Raw genomic sequence first — 16,465 nt, 5'->3', positions numbered from 1 at the left:
CGGTTGCGCAATCCGGCTCCGTGCCAAGTTCCCGGCCTGGCACATTGACGCGGGACGGAGCGGCACCCTAGCAAGGAGTCGATGGCCCGGCAGGGAAACAAGGCAATGGCACTGGTCGCTTCCAGTGCCGAGGCGGCGCAAGCGGCGGAAGCCATGCTGCGCCGGCGCTATGACTTCGTGTCCTTGGAAGAGGCCGAGCTGATCGTCGCCCTGGGCGGCGACGGTTACATGCTCCATACGCTTCACGAGATGCTTGCCCGCGGCCGCGTATGCCCGGTCTTCGGGATGAACCGCGGCACCGTCGGCTTCCTGATGAACGAGTGGCGGCTCGACGGCCTTATCGATCGCGTGGAGCGGGCAAAGGCCTTTTCCGTCGCTCCGCTCCTGATGACGGCGGAAACGGTGGACGGCGAACGGCTTCGTCACCATGCCATCAACGAGGTCTCGCTTCTGCGCGAAACTCGGCAAACCGGCTGGATAGAAGTTTCGGTGAGCGGCCGGGTCGTGCTCCCGGAGCTGATCTGCGACGGCGTGCTGGTGGCCACACCGGCCGGATCCACCGCTTACAACCTCTCGGCGCTGGGGCCGATCCTTCCGCTGAGTTCACGGCTGGTCGCACTGACTCCGATCAGTCCATTCCGGCCGAGGCGCTGGCGCGGCGCTCTGATTCCCGATGAGCTGAAGATCGCCTTTAGAGTGCTCGATCCGATCAAGCGCCCCGTCTCGGCCGTGGCTGATCAGCATGAAGTCCGGGACGTCGCCGCCGTGGAAGTCTGCGTCGACCGGAGCGAAGCGCTCACTCTGCTGTTCGATCCTGAGCACGCGCTCGACGAACGTATCGCGATGGAACAGTTCGCTGTCTAGGCCAGCTTTCGCAAAGCCTCCGCTAAGCCCTTGCGGTACTCGGAATCTTGCTGATATAGGCCCCTCGCCTGATGGCTGCTCCCCGGTAGCTCAGCGGTAGAGCAACCGGCTGTTAACCGGTTGGTCGATGGTTCGAATCCGTCCCGGGGAGCCACTTCTCCACTTCGATCCGCCACGGCGGCTCAGCCGAGCTGGGTTTCCGTTTCCCTCGCCGGCTGAGGGGCCGGTATCGCGGCCTTGTAATCGCGGGGCGTGTCGAAGCCGGAGCCGGCCTCACGCGCGGCGGCAAGGCCCTTGGGAAAACCGCTGCGATCGCCATAATCGTCGATGTCGCCTCTGGCTCGGCTCTTTTCCGACGCAAGCCTGGCGGCGATCAGTGAATCCACCACGAGAAAGCCGACCAGGGCGGCCAGGCCCCAACGTGCGTTGCGGCGCTGGCGGTCGTCTTCGCTCCTGAGGCCGGTCGATACCGTGGCGATGTGGACGACATCCCCGGCGGCTCGGCTCCACATGGCGAGGTCAGCCTCTGTCGACAGCGCTCCCATGCCGGCCATCACCTCCTGAGCACCGAAAGCACGAATCAGATTCTCCTTGCCCTGCAGTCCGAAGGTACGAGCGATCCGGCCGGGAGCGGTGATGAAGGCGGCGGCGAGTCCGAAGCTGGCCCAGCCCATCAAACGCGCCGACCGCAAACCCCAGGTCATGCTTCGATCGCCGCGTCCGCCCGAAAGAGTTGCTGAATTCATTCTTTCCTCCCTGCTACGGTTTCAGCACGACCTTCACGCAGCCGTCCTGCTTGTTGCGGAAGGTACGATACATTCCGGGTCCTTCCGCCAGCGGAGCTTCGTGAGTGATCACGAAGGAGGGGTCGATCTGCCCCTCCTCGATTCGCCGGGTGAGATCGTCGGTCCAACGGCGAACGTGAGTCTGTCCCATCCGCCAGGTGAGTCCCTTGTTCATCGACATGCCGATCGGGAACTTGTCGACGAGGCCGCTATATACTCCGGGCACGGAAATCACTCCGCCACCCCGACAGACGTAGATCATCTCGCGAAGCACGTGGGCGCGATCGTTCGCCGTCATCGTCATCTGCTTCATTCGATCCATCATCGAGTCGAGATGCGAGGCAGCATGGGCTTCGAGCCCCACGGCATCGATGCACTTGTCCGGCCCCTTGCCTCCAGTGAGTTCGTTGAGCCGTTCGACGACGCTTTCCTCTTCGAAGTTGATGGTTTCCGCACCAGCGGCTTCGGCCATGGTGAGGCGTTCCGGCAATCGGTCGATGGCGACGACCTGTTTGGCGCCGAGGATGATCGCGCTCCGTATTGCCATCTGGCCGACGGGTCCTGCGCCCCAGATGACGACGGTATCGCTACGCTCGATGTCGCACTGGACCGCCGCCTGCCAGCCCGTCGGAAAGATATCCCCAAGGAACAGAAGCTGATCGTCCGTAAGCCCGTCAGGAGCCTTGATGTGGGTTCCGTCGGCAAACGGTACCCGAAGATATTCGGCCTGGCCGCCCTGGTAGCCGCCAGTCAGATGGGTGTAGCCGAACAGACCGGCCGTGGTGTGGCCGAACAGCTTGTCGGCGAGGGCCTTGTTGCGGTTGGAGCGCTCGCAAAGCGAATAGTTGCCGCGCTTGCACTGATCGCACTGATCGCAGTTTATCGTAAAGGGAACGACGATTCGGTCGCCCTTCCTGAGCTTGGTGACGCCGCGTCCGACCTCGACGACCTCGCCCATCATTTCGTGGCCGACGACGTCTCCGGGCTTCATCGCCGGAATGAAATTGTGGAACAGGTGAAGGTCGGAGCCGCAGATTGCGCAGCTCGTCACCTTGATGATCGCGTCGCCTTCTTCCTCGATCTCCGGATCCGGCACCGTTTCATAACGGATGTCTTCCTTGCCGTGCCAAACCAGCGCTTTCATGCCCGTCCTCCGATCTCGTTTTCGGCTCCTTAAGCGGCGCAAGCGAAGCACGACTGGTCGCACCCGCCTCGTTCCGCCCCGGAAACATCTTTGAACACAGGATCTTACCTGATCAGGCGAAACCCTCGTCCGGGGAACATCCGCGCTGGCGGTTGGTTGCGAGAACAAGCAAAAAATGGAGGGAAGAATGGCGACCAAGACGCGTTCCAAGAGCAGTCAGGGAGAAGCCGGCTCTCGCAAAAGGTCGGGCGAGGGTTCGGCCTTCAACTGGGGCAGCGGACAGACCGGTGTGCTTGCAGCGGCGGCGGTGGCCGGCGCAGCGGTTGGCCTGGCAGCCAATTACGGCCGCAAGTTCCTGGTGCAGAGCATGAGTGCCTCTGCCGGCGACTGGGCCGACGCGCTGAAGGCGGAGCATGAGGCAACCCTGGCCATCTTCGACAAGCTCGAAGCGACGAACGACGACCAGACGACCACCCGCTCGCATCTGCTGATGAAGCTCAAATATGCCCTCGACAAGCATGCGCATCAGGAAGAGAATGTCATCTACCCGGCGCTTCGGGAGGCGAATTCCGCGCACGACGCCGACGCGCTCAACTCAGAGCATGGCTATATCAAGACCTATCTGTACGAACTCGAGACGATGCCGAACGACAGCCCCGAATGGCTGGCCCGCGTTCGCGATTTCCGATCGATGATCCAGGAGCATATGCGGATGGAGGAAGACGAGGTCTTTCCGAAGTTCCGCAATGCGCTGACCGAGGAACAGAATGCCCGGCTCAGCGCGATGATGAACAAGGAAGGCATGAAGATGGCCTGAGTCTCGGCTCGGCCATCCGCCATCCAAGTTAGCGGCGCCGCTCCCCAACGGGGGCGGCGCCTTTTCCTTATGCCACGGCGCCGTGGCAGTGCTTGTACTTGCGTCCCGATCCGCACGGACAGGGCGCGTTGCGGCTCGCCGGCGGTGGAACCTCGGCAACGGCGCCGGCCGGGCCACGCTCCGGAAAGGCCGGCTGCGGCATTTCCAGCGGCGGCAAGCGGGACAGGATCGCGCCGGTTCCGGCATCGATATCGGCCGTGTCGTCGTCGCCGGTGAACGGGTCGATATGCTGGGTGAAGATCTCCGGCATCTCCGGCAGATCCTCCGGCATCATCGTGAACCGGGCTCGGGCGAGGGTTCCGGTAACATCCTCCCGGATTGCCGAAAGCATCCGCTCGAACATCAGGAATGCTTCCCGCTTATATTCGTCGATCGGCTTGCGTTGCGCATAGGCCCGCAGGTGAACGACCTGGCGAAGCGCGTCCAGCATCGACAGATGCTCTTTCCAGTGATGGTCGAGCGATTGAAGCAGGACGCTCTTTTCGATCTGCACCCAGGTTTCCTGGGGCACGTCCTTCAGCTTCTCCGCAATCTGCTCGTCCGCCAGCTTCTGAAGCCGCTCGACGAACATCTCGGGATCGACCTCTTCCTCCTTCACCCATTCATCGAAGGGCGGAGTCAGGCCGAACACCTTTTCGACGCGCTCCTGGAGCAGGGGAATGTCCCACTGCTCAGGATAGGAATTGGGTGGGATCGCCTCGCCGACGAGGGCGTTGACGGTCTCCGTGCGCATGTCCTCGACCACGTCTCCGACAGTCTCGGCATCCATGATGTCGGACCGCTGTTCGTAGATCACCTTGCGCTGATCGTTCATCACGTCGTCATATTCGACGACCTGCTTGCGGATGTCGTAGTTGCGCGCTTCGACCTTCTTCTGTGCCGTCTCGATTGCCTTCGAAATCCAGGGACTGACGATCGCTTCGCCGTCCGCCAGATTCTTGTTCATCAGCCTCGAGAACATGGTCTGAGGACCGAAAATGCGCAGCAGGTCGTCGTCCAGCGAGAGATAGAATCGGCTGAGGCCCGGGTCACCTTGGCGTCCCGAGCGGCCGCGCAACTGGTTGTCGATTCGCCGGCTCTCATGCCGCTCGGTACCGAGCACGAACAGGCCGCCGGCAGCGATCACCTTCTCCTTCTCCTCGGCCACCTCGCGCTTGATCCGCTCGATCGCTGCGTCCTTCTCGGGGCCGTCCTCCATGTGACTGAGTTCGTCCTGGACCCGGAAGTCGACATTGCCGCCGAGCTGGATGTCGGTGCCTCGGCCGGCCATGTTGGTGGCGACGGTCACTGCACCGAGGCGCCCCGCCTGAGCGACGATGTGCGCCTCGCGCTCATGTTCGCGCGCGTTCAGCACCTCATGCTTGATTCCGGCCTTCTTGAACTCGGCGGAAAGCAGTTCCGATTTCTCGATCGACACCGTGCCGACGAGGACCGGCTGGCCGGTCGCCTGCTTCTCCTTCACGGCCTCGGCGATCGCGGCGAACTTGTCGCCCTGGTTCTTGTAGAACTGGTCGTCCTCGTCGATCCGCCTGACCGGCAGGTGGGTCGGGATCGTAACGACGTTCATTTTGTAGATGTCGTAGAACTCGGCCGCTTCCGTCGCTGCGGTTCCGGTCATTCCCGCCAGCTTCGGATACATGCGGAAATAGTTCTGGAAGGTGATGGAAGCGAGCGTCTGGTTCTCGGGCTCGATCTCGACGCCTTCCTTCGCCTCGACAGCCTGGTGGAGGCCTTCGGACCAGCGGCGCCCGTCCATCATTCGGCCGGTAAAGGGATCGATGATGACGACCTTGTGCTTGCCGTCTTTCTCGTCCTTCCTGACGATATAGTCGATGTCCCGCTTGAAGGCGATATTCGCCTTCAGCGCCTGGTTGAGGTGGTGGACCACCTGGGTGTTTTCATAATCGTACAGGTTCGAACCGACGAGCAGTCCTTCGGCCTCGAGCAAGCGCTCCATCCGCTCGGTGCCTTCCTCGGTGAGGAGCACCCGCTTGTCCTTCTCGTCATACTCATAATCCTCCTCGGGCATCTCCTTCACGATGCGGTCGAGGGCGAGATAGAGTTCCGATTTGTCGTCGGTCGGACCGGAGATGATCAACGGCGTCCGCGCCTCGTCGATCAGGATCGAGTCCACCTCGTCGACGATGGCGTAGTTGAACGGGCGCTGCACCATGTGCGCGCGCTCATACTTCATATTGTCGCGCAGATAGTCGAAGCCGAACTCGTTGTTGGTCCCGTAGGTGATGTCCGAATGATAGGCGTCGCGGCGGAACGAGTCGGGAATGTTCGGGATGATGACTCCGACGCTCATTCCGAGGAAACGATAGATCTGGCCCATCCATTCCGAGTCGCGGCGGGCCAGATAGTCGTTGACGGTGACGACATGGACGCCCTTGCCTTCCAGGGCGTTCAGGTAGACGGGCAAGGTCCCGACCAGAGTCTTGCCCTCGCCGGTCCGCATCTCGGCAATCTCGCCGCGATGGAGCACGATTCCGCCGATCAGCTGAACGTCATAATGGCGCTGCCCCAGCGTTCGGACGGCGGCTTCGCGAACGGTCGCGAAGGCTTCGGGAAGGATGTCGTCGAGCGTCGCGCCGTTCTCGAGGCGGGTGCGGAGGACAGAAGTCTGGTTCTTGAGCTCATCGTCGGTCATCGCCGAGATGGTGGGCTCAAGCCCGTTGATCTGGTCGACGATCTTGCGAAGCGAACGGACGTAGCGGTCGTTGGAAGATCCGAAGATGGATTTGGCAAATCCGCCGAACATAATGAATTCCTGATCTTTACATGGAAGGCTCCGGAAGGTCCGGAGCGAAAAATGAAGCGCGAGCGAAGCCGGTCGGCCCCGTGCTTCACTCGATCAGGCGATCCGTCTCGATTGGGGACTTGATGACGGGAGCGGGTTCCGGAGGTACAGGCTGTTGCTCCGGCTCGGGACTCGCTTTCGGCCGCGGCGCGACCGCCGCCTGTGCCTGGGCGGCGGGGGCAACCGTGGCCCGAGCCACCGAAACGGCTTCGATGGCCGTCTTATGGCTCGCTCCGGCTTCGGGAGCGCGAGCGCCAGCAAAAGCGCCGGTGACGGCGCTCAGAAGCGCCGAAAGGATAAGCAAGAGCTCCATTGCGCCAGCGACATAGTGACGACCGGGGGCAAGGTCCATGCCCTGTCCGGCCAAGCGGCCGGACAAAATCACCGGATTGTTTTTGAGAGCCGGGTCGCTCAGGCGGCTCGGCGTCCGCCCAAATCCCGGCGAGCCTTGAGGAGCTTCTTCATGATCATGTCGCGTTTGAGGCGTGACAGATGGTCAATGAAGAGCACGCCGTTGAGATGATCGATCTCGTGCTGGAGGCAGATGGCCAGGAGACCATCGAGCCACTCCTCGTGCACCGTTCCGTCCCGGTCCAGCCAGCGCGCACGGACCCGATCCGGGCGAAGCACCTCGGCATATTGATCGGGAACGGACAAACAGCCTTCCTGATAGGGCTTGGTCGTTTCCGAGGTTTCCAGGATCTCGGGGTTGATGAAGACGAGTGGGTTGCGCACCGGCTCTCCGTCTTCCTCCTCGGGTTCCTGAAGGTCGATGACGAGAAGCCGCTTGGGCACGCCGACCTGGATGGCTGCCAGACCGATCCCGGGGGCCGCGTACATCGTCGCGAACATGTCGTCGATCAGGGTCTGAAGCTCGGGCGTGATCTCCTCGACGGGCGAGGAGACCTGCCGGAGGATCGGATCCGGCGTTTCATAGATCGGCAAGATGGCCATGGTCGGCAAATAAGCGGAAGTGGCTTCATTTTCAAGGAATCACGGGGGTCGCCAGAGAGTTGGGTACCGGGAGCCGGGTTGCTGCCCCGACGAACCTCAGGTCACCGGCCTTCTTGCCCGAAGCGCCTGAGCCAGCGTTCCTTCGTCGAGATAGTCGAGCTCGCCGCCGACCGGCAAGCCATGGGCGAGTTGGGTGATCCGAACCGGGAAGCTCTCCAGGCGCTCGGCGAGATAGTGGGCCGTCGTCTGCCCCTCGAGTGTGGCGTTCATCGCCAGGACGACCTCGTCGACTCCGCCGCCTGCCACGCGGGAGATGAGACGATCAATGGTAAGATCTTCCGGCCGAACACCTTCGAGCGCAGAAAGCCGCCCGCCGAGCACATGGTATCGCCCGGGAAACAGCCTCGAACGGTCCAGCGCCCAGAGATCGGACACCTCCTCAACCACGCAAAGCAGCCGATCGTCGCGGCGTGGATCGACGCAGACCGAACAGGGATCGGCGGTGTCGATATTGCCGCAATTCGAACAGACCGAGAGCCGGTCGTGAACCCGTTCGAGCGCCCGAAGCAACGGCGTCAATGCCGCTTCCCGCTTCTTCATCAGATGAAGCACGGCCCGGCGGGCCGAGCGAGGACCAAGGCCGGGAAGGCGCGCCAGCGCCTGGGTGAGCGCCTCAATTTCCTGGGAAGCCATGAGAACAAACTAAGAAGGCTGGTGGAGCGCGGCAAGCATCAGTTAGAGCGCGGCCATGCGCCTCGCTTTCATGGGAACGCCCGATTTCGCGGTTCCGACGCTCGATGCCTTGCTCGAAGCAGGGCACGAAGTGGCGGCCGTCTACACGCAGCCGCCACGCCCCGCCGGGCGCGGCAAGGCTCTGACCCCCTCCCCTGTGCATCGCCGGGCGGAAGCTGCGGGGATCGAAGTCCGAACTCCAGCAACGCTTCGCGACCCGGCTGAACAGGAATCGTTCGCCGCTTTGGGACTGGATGCAGCGATTGTCGCCGCTTACGGGCTGATCCTGCCGGTACCGATCCTTCAGGCGCCGGTGCACGGCTGCCTCAACGTCCACGCTTCCTTACTTCCCCGCTGGCGCGGCGCCGCGCCGATCCACCGGGCGATACTGGCGGGCGACGAGAGAACCGGAGTCTGCATCATGGGCATGGAACGGGGGCTCGACACCGGCCCGGTCTATGCTCGGCGCGAGACGGACGTCGATCGGAAGACCGCCGGCGAACTGATCGCCGAGCTTGCGGCCATGGGCGGGGCTCTGATGGCCGACGTCCTCGACCGGCTGGACCGGATCGTGCCGCAGCCGCAACCGGCCGAGGGCATCACTTACGCTCAGAAGATCGAGAAACAGGAGGCACGGCTGGACTTCTCCCGTCCGGCAAGTTGCGTTGAACGGCAGGTCCGAGCCTTCAATCCCGTCCCCGGGGCGTTCTTCGATTTCGAAGGCGAGCGGATCAAGGTTCTGGCGGCGGAAATCGCCGACCTGAGCGGTCCGTCCGGAACGGTGCTCGACCACGGCCTCACCATTGCGTGCAGCCAGGGTTCGATCGTGCCGACCCTCGTCCAGCGTGCCGGACGGGCGGCGATGAGTCCTGACGAGCTTCTCCGGGGCTTCGTCATTCCCACCGGTGCCGTTCTGGCGTGACACGCTTCAAGCTCATCGTCGAATATGATGGTCGCGGTTTCATGGGCTGGCAGCGACAGGCGCATGGCCCATCGATCCAGCAGGCCATCGAGGAAGCGGTTCAGGCCATCGCTCAAGAGGCGGTGACCCTCCACGCCGCTGGTCGGACCGATGCCGGAGTGCACGCTCTGGCGATGACGGCCCATGTCGACATCGATCGACCGATCACGGCCTTCCGCCTTCGCGACGGGATCAATGCCAAATTGCGTCCGCTGCCGATCGCGATCCTCAGCGCGGAGGAAGTCGGCGAGGATTTCCACGCCCGTTTCTCCTGCGTCGGAAGACGCTACATTTACCGGATCGTCAATCGCCGCGCGCCGTTGGCACTGGAAGCGGGTCGAGCCTGGCGGGTCCCGGTCGTGCTCCATGCCGATGAGATGAACCGAGCCGCACAATATCTGGTCGGACGTCATGACTTCACGACCTTCCGATCGGCCCATTGCCAGTCGGAGAGCCCGGTCAAGACTCTCGACCGGCTCACGGTTCGGCGATTTGGCGAGGTGATCGAGGTGGAGGCGGCGGCGCGCTCCTTTCTCCACCATCAGGTCCGATCGATGGTCGGCTGTCTCGAACTGGTCGGCCGAGGCAAATGGTCGCCGAAGGATCTGAAGGCCGCGCTCGAGGCTCGCGACCGATCGGCCCTGGGCTTCAACGCGCCGCCCGACGGGCTCTACTTCGTCGAGGCTGTCTATCCTCAGCATTAGCGGCACCCAGGCCGAACAGGCGCTGGAGCGACTTGTCCAGCATGAGTAATTGCCAAAGCAGCCGGCCATGATCGGAACGGCCGCGACGATGGTCTTCCGCAATCCGTGAAATGGCTGCGCCATCGAACCAGCCGGTTTCCGCGAGGGCCGAGGAATGGGCGATGGCGGCCGCTTCGCTGGCTAGCGGCCCTCGGAACCAGGCCGATACCGGAGTGACGAAGCCCATCTTCCGGCGGTCCAGTATCTCGTCCGGAAGGCGCCCGCGCAGCGCCCGCTTCATCAACCACTTGCCGGTGCCGCCCCGCAGACGCTGCCGCGCCGGCAACCGGGCGGCGAATTCGATGAGCCGGTGATCCAGCAGTGGCTCCCGCGCCTCCAGGCTGACGCCCATGCTCGCCCGATCGACCTTGGTGAGGATGTCCCCGGGAAGCCAGATCTTCAGGTCGGCATATTGTGCTCGGGACAGGGGATCATCTGCCGGCGCTTCCTGCATTGTGCGAACGTAGCGGGCCTCGGCCAAGTGATCGCCCAGCGCGCGGGTGAAGTCGGCGCTGTACAGAAGCGAACGGATCTCCGGCGGGGTGACTCCGACGGCGTGCGCATAGGCTTCGCCACTTTCCTCGCCGAGCGCCTGGAGCGTGGTCTTGGCGCGCAGATAGCGCGGCGCCCAATCGAGCTTCGGGTAGAGATCGCCCAGCCTGCGGACGGCCGGCTTCAGCGGCCCGGGAAGCAGTGCCCGAATCCGTTCCTCGTTGCGGAAGAGACGGTAGCGCCGGTAGCCGGCAAAAGCCTCGTCGGCGCCATCTCCCGACAAGGCGACCTTCACCTTCTCACGAGCAAGAGCGCTCACCTGCCAGGTCGGAAGAGCGGAAGCGTCGGCAAAGGGCTCGTCGAAGGCGTCGGCCAGGCGATCGATCAGCGAAAAGTCCGCTGCGGCGACCGTTCGGCTGCGATGATTGGTGGCGAAGCGCTCGGAAACCAGAGCGGCGTAGCGAGTCTCGTCATGATCCGCTTCGTCGAAACCGATCGAACAGGTCTCGACGGCATTGCGGCTTGCTTCGGCCATGAAGGCAACCACCGCCGAACTGTCGACGCCGCCCGACAGAAAGGCGCCGAACGGAACGTCGGCCACCATCCGCGACTGTACCGCCGACCGGAGGCGCTCGGTCAGCTCCTCCTCGAGGGCACTTGCCGAGGATCGTTTGGGATTGGAAAAGTCGACGTCCCACCAGCAGGACGGACTCGGAACGGGACGGCCCCGCCGGACCAGCAGGAAATGCCCCGCCGGAAGCTTCCTCACGCCTTCCAGGATCGACGTGTCGTCGGGCACATAGCCGAAGGCAAGATAATCTTCGACGGCGCGCGGGTTCGGGGTTCGACGGAACGTCGGGTGGGCGAGCAGCCCCTTCAGCTCCGAAGCGAAGATGAGCGCGCCATCACTGAGCTCCGAATAGAAGAGAGGCTTCACTCCCAGCCGGTCGCGGGCGAGGAAGAGCAGGTCCTGATCGGCATCATAGAGCGCGAAAGCGAACATGCCGTTGAACCGCGAAAGGCAATCCGGCCCCCATTGCCGCCAAGCTGCGAGGATGACCTCCGTGTCGCTTTCGGTGCGGAAGCCATGGCCCTTCGCCTCCAGGTCCGCCCTCACCTCGCGGAAATTGTAGACCATCCCGTTGAAGCTGAGCGCGACCCGCCGGTCGGAGGAAAGCATCGGCTGAGCGGCCGCGTCGGAGAGATCGACGATCGACAGGCGCCGATGACCGAGCCCGACTCCCGGGGCCGTCCAGACTCCGCCGCCATCCGGCCCCCGGTGGACGAGCCGATCGGTCATCGCCCCGATCCGGGTCGGGTCGACCGGCTTCGGGACATCGGGATGGAACAGGCCGGCAATGCCGCACATGGTCTAGCGCTCCGCCCCGGCGGCTCGATCGGCGAGCGCGGCGATGCCGTCCGTGGAGCCCAGCCCCACGAGGAAGTCGTCAATGGCCGGACGAGCGCTTATGCCGACGGCCGGTGCGGGTGCCGAGACCAGCACCGCCACCGCATGTTGCGGGCCGCCAAGCAGCCGCCGCTTGATCGTTTCCAGCTTCACCCCCATGCCGCTCCCGGTCAGGACAGTGCCGACCCGGTAGAAGCTGACCACTTCGCGCACCACCCCGCGCGCGGCAATCCGCTCCCCCCGACCGCCGGGCGGAGCGGTCGAGTCGGAGATCCACGTCCAGCCGCTTCCGGGTGCCGAAGCCCCCTGACCGAAGCCGACCAGCTCCCGCCCTTCTTCCTGCCAGCCATAGGCCGCGACGACGAGGTCGACCTGCCGACCGGTCGAATCGCGGTAACGCGCGCTTCGAACGAGGTCGGCGCCCGCGAAGTTCGGGCTCCAGTCCGAACCTGAAGTCACCCGGCGCCAGCCCTTCACTTCCGGGAAGCTGAAACTTTCGGGAACCGGCCGAGCGCCTGCCGTCACGGTGAGCGACCAGAGCGGCGGCACAGCCACGATCATCAGCAGGCCCGCAGCGATCGGCGCAAGGCGTCCTCCGGAAGCACCGCCAAGAGCCGAAGGATCGAACCATGGCTCGTCAACCGCTCGATCGAAGAAGGGCCATCCGACGGCGAGGATCAGGGCAATGACGACCGCGAAGAAGATTCCGCCATACAGGATGTGATCGAAGCTCGCGGCGAAATCCATGTTCCCGGTGCGATGGGCAATGTAGATCGTTCCCCAGGCGCGGACTCCGTTTGCAAGGATCGGCACGAGCGCCGAGGCGGCCATGAAGGCGATCCGCCGCGGCCAGGATCGGAAACAAAGGTTGGCGACCAGAGCGCCGAAGGCCACCATCGCGAACAGGAACTTCAGGCCGGCACAGGCTTCAGCCACTTCGAAATACCCCGTCGGCGTGGTGATGAAGATCCCTTCCAGGTGAGCGGGCACCCCGGACAGGCCGAGCAGGATCATGGCGAGTTCCGCCGTCACCGTCTGCATCAGCGGCATCAACTCCTCGCCAGCCGGGATCAGGAACAATCCATAGGCGATCGGAAAGACGAGACCGATGGCAACCTTCCTGCCCAGGCAAGCGAGCACGGCTCCCTGAAGCATGAAGACGAGCCCGGCATGTCGCGCCTGGGCGATGCTGCCGGCGTCCCCGAGCAGCCAGGCTGCCGCACCGACACCGACGAGCGCGAGGCCAAGAGGCCAGGTCGTCGGCTCGATCTGGCGAAGTTCCGACCAACGCTGCGAAACCAGCCAGGCAATGATCGGCGGGATCAGCAGACAATGGTTGAAGGTCGCGCTTTCCCACCAGATCGACACGATATGGTGCGCATCCGAATGGAAGATCCCAAGGATCGCCACCCAGGCAAGGGCAAGCACGCCGAGATGGAGGCGCCATGCCGAAAGGCCTGCCCCCGACAGACCGGACCAGGGCAGAACAACCGTCACGTCGCCTTCCGCTCGTCCGGGAACACCATCTCCGTCAGTGGGCCGAGCCTTCGCTCCCAACTGTAACTGGCTTCCACACAGACTCGGGCTGAGCGGCCCAGTCTCTCCAGATCCTCGCGTGAGGCGAGCAGCTCGCGAATGGCCGAGGCCATCCGCCCCGGTTCGTCGGCAACCAGGAGATCGCGCCCGGGAACGGCCTCGATGCCTTCGAAGGCGGCACTGGATGCAACGACCGGTTTGGCCATCGCCATGGCTTCAAGCACCTTGTTCTGGATCCCTCGCGCAATACGCAGCGGAGCGACGACCAGGTCAGCCGCCCCGAGCCAGGACCGCATGTCGGCAACCGCCCCGGTGACGATCGTCCTGTCGCTCCTCAGTCGGAGCACTTCCGGGCCAGGGCTGCGGCCGGCAATCACGAAGCGTGATCCGGGGAGAAGCGGCAACACCTCGGCGGCGAACCAGCGCACGGCATCGATATTGGGCGGATAATCCATCTGGCCGGTAAAGAGGAGCAAAGGTCCCTCTCCCCGCGGTTCCGACTGTAGCCGTGGATAATCGGCCGCGGGATGGAAATGTTCGAGGTCGATGCCGTTGGATAGCGCTCGGATGTTTGGGAGCCCGGTGCTCTTCCTGAACAAGGCCGCCTCGGCCTCGCTGACGAATGTCGTCACGTCGGCTCGGGCGGCGGTCGCCCGCTCGAATTCGTGTAACCGGCGCGCCTCGCGCCGATGCACCCAGGCCATGGGTCCCGATCCCTGCTCGGCATATTGTCCGAACTTGGCGGAATCGACGTCACCCAGGTCCATAATGAAGCGGGCCTCGATCCGCTCGGGAACGAACTGCGCCATCTGCCCGGAGAAGCCGAACACCGCTTCGACCCGGCCGGTTGCAAGCTGGCGCTCGACGAAACTCCGAAGCCGGTGGCTGTCGAACAAGGTCAGCGAAACCGGCTGGCCCTTGATCAGGGCGCCTAACCCGGCCGCCACCTTTCCTCTCCTGCGCACCTCGACATGAGTCTCGCCGAGCCGATCGCCGAGTTCCCGGCGAAGGCCCGACAGGTGGCTCGCATCCGCTTGGTCGTCAGCGAAGCAGGCGAGATGGACTCGAGCATGGCGGGCCAAATGCTTCAGCAGGTGCCATGACCGGATCTTGTCGCCGCGGTCGGGGGGAAAAGGGATCCGGTGGGCGAGAAACAGGATCGAGGGGCAGTCGGCCGGTGCTTCATCCCGGACAATGGGCTGACATCGTTCCGCAAGAATGAGCGAGCCGTCCGTGCCAGGCTCCGAACGCATCACCCGAGTCCCCGGGCGATCAGCGGCCCGACTCGATTGGCCACGAACAGCGGGAGACGCTGCCAGAGCGCGATCTGGATCCGGTATTTCGGGCTCAGCGGGTTCACGTCCCGCGGTTCGGCGCCATCGGCGGTCCGGACCGCATAGACGAGCGGCATCTCATCGAAGTCCCAGATCCGTTTCCGGGCATAGGGCCCCGTACCGACCTTCGAGCGACCGAAATCCGCTCGAGAGCAGCCGAGATCGATGCCCCGCCGCATGGTTTCGAAGTAAACGAAGTCGTTGGCGCGCCATTTCCTGGCTTCGGCTGTGCCGCCGCCCCAGTAAGGCTGGACCGTGTTTCGGAAGCGGAAGGTGAACATGGTCGCCAGCGCCCGGCCATCCTTGCGGACCAGGACGATCTCGGCCGCGGTACCGAACTCGGCGAGAGCGGCCTCGAACAGCCGACGGGGATAGACGGGCGTGCCAAGATTGCGGACGCTTTCCGAATAGACTCGAACATGGTCGGCAAGATGCTTCGTATCCCGCCCGAACGAAGCCTCGAGCTCGAAGCCGAGCGCCCGCCGGATCTCAGCCCGCTGCCGTCGCGGGATGGCACTCAGCAGGGATCCCGAATCGCCGGGCAGATCCCGCGCGAATCCGGCATAGATACCGGTCGTCGAAGTCCAGTCTGGCGGAGTCGGCCCACCTCGCAGCTCCGCCGTCGGGCAGCCTTGCTTCCGAGCCAGAGACCAGGCGCTGTCGGCGAGCAGCCTCGCGGCCGGTTCGCTTTCCGCCAGAATGCCGCCTCCGGTGCCGAAGCCCGTGGAAACGAGAGCGCGGCCGAACAGCCGGGATCGGATCAACGTCGTCGGAAGGCAGCCGACAATCTCCTTCCCGCGCTCGGCGATCAGATAGTGGCTGCGCTGACCGCAGCCCCGCTCGACCATCCGGCTCCAGGCGGGCAGATGGAAAAGGCTTCCATCCGGGCGCTCGGCGACAAAGGCGTTGATCAGGCCGAGATCGCGCGGGCAGCCAAGGTCCGCCTCTCGAACCGTCAGGGCGGCGACGGGAGAGAGCGCGTTCATTGCAACCTCGCCTGCTCCGCGAACGCGACCTCGTCGGTGCGAGTCCATGCATGGTCGCGAAGCAATTTGAACAGCTTGCGCTCCATCACTGACAAGTTGGTGTAGTGGCGCAGCTTCGAGCGCAGCGGTGCATCGGCAACCCGGGGCTGATCGGGATCCATGTCCCAGGGGTGGAAATAGAAAATGGCGGGCCGTTGTTCGTCGCGATTGATCCGCCCGATCGCCCAGCTCGAGAAGGCGTAAGGCAGCAGTCGGAAGAAGCCGCCTCCGCCGGCGGCAAGACGTCGTCCGGCGAAAGCCACGGTTGTCACCGGAAGCTCGATCAGGCTGGATCCCTGAACCGGTCGCCAGGCGAAGCGGGGCGATCCGGGCCAGCCATAATGATCGTGGACGATCGGAGCGACGCTCGACGAATAGGCATAGCCTTGCTCCGCGAGCACCTCATGCGCCCAGGGCGTTCGAGCGTCGATCGAGAAGCTGGGCGCCCGATAGCCACGAACCGGCTGTCCCGACGAATCCTCGATCGCGGCTCGCGCCTGCTTCAGATCCTCGCGAAATTCCGACTCGCTCATCGTGAAGACCCGGCGATGGTCAACTCCGTGGCTCGCCAGCTCATGACCCGCCTCGGCGATTCGGCGGATCAGCTGGGGATGCCTGGCCGCGACCCAACCGAGGGTGAAGAAGGTCGCCTTGACCCCCGCTTCGTCGAACAGCGCCAGCACGCGTTCCGTATTGTGCTCGACTCGCCCGGGAAGCTCATCCCACGCGCTGCGATCGATCACCTTTTCGAACGCACCGACCTGGAACCAATCCTCGACGTCGACGGAAAGGGCATTGCGCATCTGG

15 protein-coding genes and 1 tRNA gene are annotated in these 16,465 nt (G+C 64.1%); 5 read left to right on the top strand and 11 right to left on the bottom strand.

Annotation, left to right across the window (positions count from 1 at the left end):
• The first annotated feature begins 81 nt into the window (after positions 1-81).
• Together ACRYLT_RS13500 and ACRYLT_RS13495 are read left to right on the top strand one after the other, a co-directional pair.
• Positions 82-864 carry an NAD kinase gene (locus ACRYLT_RS13500; protein ID WP_482664608.1) on the top strand — a complete coding sequence of 261 codons (783 nt, stop codon included), beginning with the start codon at positions 82-84 and terminating at the stop codon, positions 862-864.
• 79 nt (positions 865-943) lie between these two features.
• Positions 944-1,018: transfer RNA gene (locus ACRYLT_RS13495), tRNA-Asn, on the top strand.
• A 28-nt stretch (positions 1,019-1,046) separates the two neighbouring features.
• On the opposite strand, the gene ACRYLT_RS13490 is transcribed toward ACRYLT_RS13495, so the two are convergent.
• Both ACRYLT_RS13490 and ACRYLT_RS13485 read right to left on the bottom strand, forming a co-directional pair.
• Positions 1,047-1,610, bottom strand: a complete 564-nt coding sequence (locus tag ACRYLT_RS13490) for a hypothetical protein (protein ID WP_482664607.1) — start codon at positions 1,608-1,610, stop codon at positions 1,047-1,049.
• Positions 1,611-1,623: 13 nt separating this feature from the next.
• Positions 1,624-2,793, bottom strand: coding sequence for a zinc-dependent alcohol dehydrogenase (locus tag ACRYLT_RS13485; RefSeq protein WP_482664606.1), 1,170 nt, complete (start codon positions 2,791-2,793; stop codon positions 1,624-1,626).
• 187 nt (positions 2,794-2,980) lie between these two features.
• On the opposite strand from ACRYLT_RS13485, the gene ACRYLT_RS13480 reads away from it, so the two are divergent.
• Positions 2,981-3,610: a hemerythrin domain-containing protein gene (locus tag ACRYLT_RS13480; protein ID WP_482664605.1), complete on the top strand. Its 630-nt coding sequence runs from the start codon at positions 2,981-2,983 to the stop codon at positions 3,608-3,610.
• 67 nt (positions 3,611-3,677) lie between these two features.
• On the opposite strand, the gene secA is transcribed toward ACRYLT_RS13480, so the two are convergent.
• From secA to recR, 4 genes are all read right to left on the bottom strand, one after another.
• Positions 3,678-6,434 carry a preprotein translocase subunit SecA gene (gene secA, locus ACRYLT_RS13475; protein WP_482664604.1) on the bottom strand — a complete coding sequence of 919 codons (2,757 nt, stop codon included), beginning with the start codon at positions 6,432-6,434 and terminating at the stop codon, positions 3,678-3,680.
• 85 nt (positions 6,435-6,519) lie between these two features.
• Positions 6,520-6,825, bottom strand: coding sequence for a hypothetical protein (locus tag ACRYLT_RS13470; protein WP_482664603.1), 306 nt, complete (start codon positions 6,823-6,825; stop codon positions 6,520-6,522).
• A gap of 59 nt (positions 6,826-6,884) precedes the next feature.
• A complete protein-coding gene (def, locus tag ACRYLT_RS13465) occupies positions 6,885-7,427 on the bottom strand; it encodes a peptide deformylase (RefSeq protein WP_482664602.1) in 543 nt (180 codons plus the stop codon).
• A 96-nt stretch (positions 7,428-7,523) separates the two neighbouring features.
• Entirely contained in the window at positions 7,524-8,120 is a 597-nt protein-coding gene (gene recR / locus ACRYLT_RS13460; RefSeq protein ID WP_482664601.1) for a recombination mediator RecR, read from the bottom strand.
• A gap of 55 nt (positions 8,121-8,175) precedes the next feature.
• Between recR and fmt the strand changes: the two genes are divergently transcribed.
• Together fmt and truA are read left to right on the top strand one after the other, a co-directional pair.
• Positions 8,176-9,081 (top strand): methionyl-tRNA formyltransferase, encoded by a 906-nt coding sequence (fmt, locus tag ACRYLT_RS13455; RefSeq protein ID WP_482664600.1) that lies wholly within the window; start codon positions 8,176-8,178, stop codon positions 9,079-9,081.
• Positions 9,078-9,824 carry a tRNA pseudouridine(38-40) synthase TruA gene (gene truA, locus ACRYLT_RS13450; RefSeq protein WP_482664599.1) on the top strand — a complete coding sequence of 249 codons (747 nt, stop codon included), beginning with the start codon at positions 9,078-9,080 and terminating at the stop codon, positions 9,822-9,824. The genes fmt and truA overlap by 4 nt, the downstream gene beginning before the upstream one ends.
• On the opposite strand, the gene ACRYLT_RS13445 is transcribed toward truA, so the two are convergent.
• From ACRYLT_RS13445 to ACRYLT_RS13425, 5 genes are read right to left on the bottom strand one after another with little or no spacing between them, the layout of a single operon-like run.
• On the bottom strand, positions 9,769-11,724 hold the full coding sequence (locus ACRYLT_RS13445) for an XrtA/PEP-CTERM system amidotransferase (protein ID WP_482664598.1): 1,956 nt from the start codon (positions 11,722-11,724) through the stop codon (positions 9,769-9,771). The two genes, truA and ACRYLT_RS13445, sit on opposite strands and share 56 nt — an antisense overlap.
• Before the next feature lie 3 nt (positions 11,725-11,727).
• Complete coding sequence (gene xrtA, locus ACRYLT_RS13440; protein WP_482664597.1) at positions 11,728-13,260, bottom strand: exosortase A; 1,533 nt, start codon at positions 13,258-13,260, stop codon at positions 11,728-11,730.
• Positions 13,257-14,552, bottom strand: a complete 1,296-nt coding sequence (locus ACRYLT_RS13435; RefSeq protein ID WP_482664596.1) for a TIGR03087 family PEP-CTERM/XrtA system glycosyltransferase — start codon at positions 14,550-14,552, stop codon at positions 13,257-13,259. The genes xrtA and ACRYLT_RS13435 overlap by 4 nt, the downstream gene beginning before the upstream one ends.
• A complete protein-coding gene (locus tag ACRYLT_RS13430) occupies positions 14,552-15,619 on the bottom strand; it encodes a FemAB family XrtA/PEP-CTERM system-associated protein (RefSeq protein WP_482664595.1) in 1,068 nt (355 codons plus the stop codon). The genes ACRYLT_RS13435 and ACRYLT_RS13430 overlap by 1 nt, the downstream gene beginning before the upstream one ends.
• Positions 15,616-16,461, bottom strand: coding sequence for an XrtA system polysaccharide deacetylase (locus tag ACRYLT_RS13425; protein ID WP_482664594.1), 846 nt, complete (start codon positions 16,459-16,461; stop codon positions 15,616-15,618). Before ACRYLT_RS13425 ends, ACRYLT_RS13430 begins: the two co-directional genes overlap by 4 nt.
• Positions 16,462-16,465: the final 4 nt, after the last annotated feature.

The organism is Sphingosinicella sp. SM1-17 (assembly GCF_056821765.1).
This window is presented reverse-complemented; position numbering and strand designations above follow the sequence as displayed.

Excerpts from the sequence above, each read along its gene's own strand:
- ACRYLT_RS13430 (WP_482664595.1), bottom strand. The coding sequence starts at position 15,619 with ATGAACGCGCTCTCTCCCGTCGCCGCCCTGACGGTTCGAGAGGCGGAC.
- def (WP_482664602.1), bottom strand. The coding sequence starts at position 7,427 with ATGGCCATCTTGCCGATCTATGAAACGCCGGATCCGATCCTCCGGCAG.
- secA (WP_482664604.1), bottom strand. The coding sequence starts at position 6,434 with ATGTTCGGCGGATTTGCCAAATCCATCTTCGGATCTTCCAACGACCGC.
- ACRYLT_RS13435 (WP_482664596.1), bottom strand. The coding sequence starts at position 14,552 with ATGCGTTCGGAGCCTGGCACGGACGGCTCGCTCATTCTTGCGGAACGA.
- ACRYLT_RS13480 (WP_482664605.1), top strand. The coding sequence starts at position 2,981 with ATGGCGACCAAGACGCGTTCCAAGAGCAGTCAGGGAGAAGCCGGCTCT.
- ACRYLT_RS13500 (WP_482664608.1), top strand. The coding sequence starts at position 82 with ATGGCCCGGCAGGGAAACAAGGCAATGGCACTGGTCGCTTCCAGTGCC.
- ACRYLT_RS13485 (WP_482664606.1), bottom strand. The coding sequence starts at position 2,793 with ATGAAAGCGCTGGTTTGGCACGGCAAGGAAGACATCCGTTATGAAACG.
- ACRYLT_RS13425 (WP_482664594.1), bottom strand. The coding sequence starts at position 16,461 with ATGCGCAATGCCCTTTCCGTCGACGTCGAGGATTGGTTCCAGGTCGGT.
- recR (WP_482664601.1), bottom strand. The coding sequence starts at position 8,120 with ATGGCTTCCCAGGAAATTGAGGCGCTCACCCAGGCGCTGGCGCGCCTT.
- ACRYLT_RS13490 (WP_482664607.1), bottom strand. The coding sequence starts at position 1,610 with ATGAATTCAGCAACTCTTTCGGGCGGACGCGGCGATCGAAGCATGACC.
- ACRYLT_RS13470 (WP_482664603.1), bottom strand. The coding sequence starts at position 6,825 with ATGGACCTTGCCCCCGGTCGTCACTATGTCGCTGGCGCAATGGAGCTC.
- ACRYLT_RS13445 (WP_482664598.1), bottom strand. The coding sequence starts at position 11,724 with ATGTGCGGCATTGCCGGCCTGTTCCATCCCGATGTCCCGAAGCCGGTC.
- fmt (WP_482664600.1), top strand. The coding sequence starts at position 8,176 with ATGCGCCTCGCTTTCATGGGAACGCCCGATTTCGCGGTTCCGACGCTC.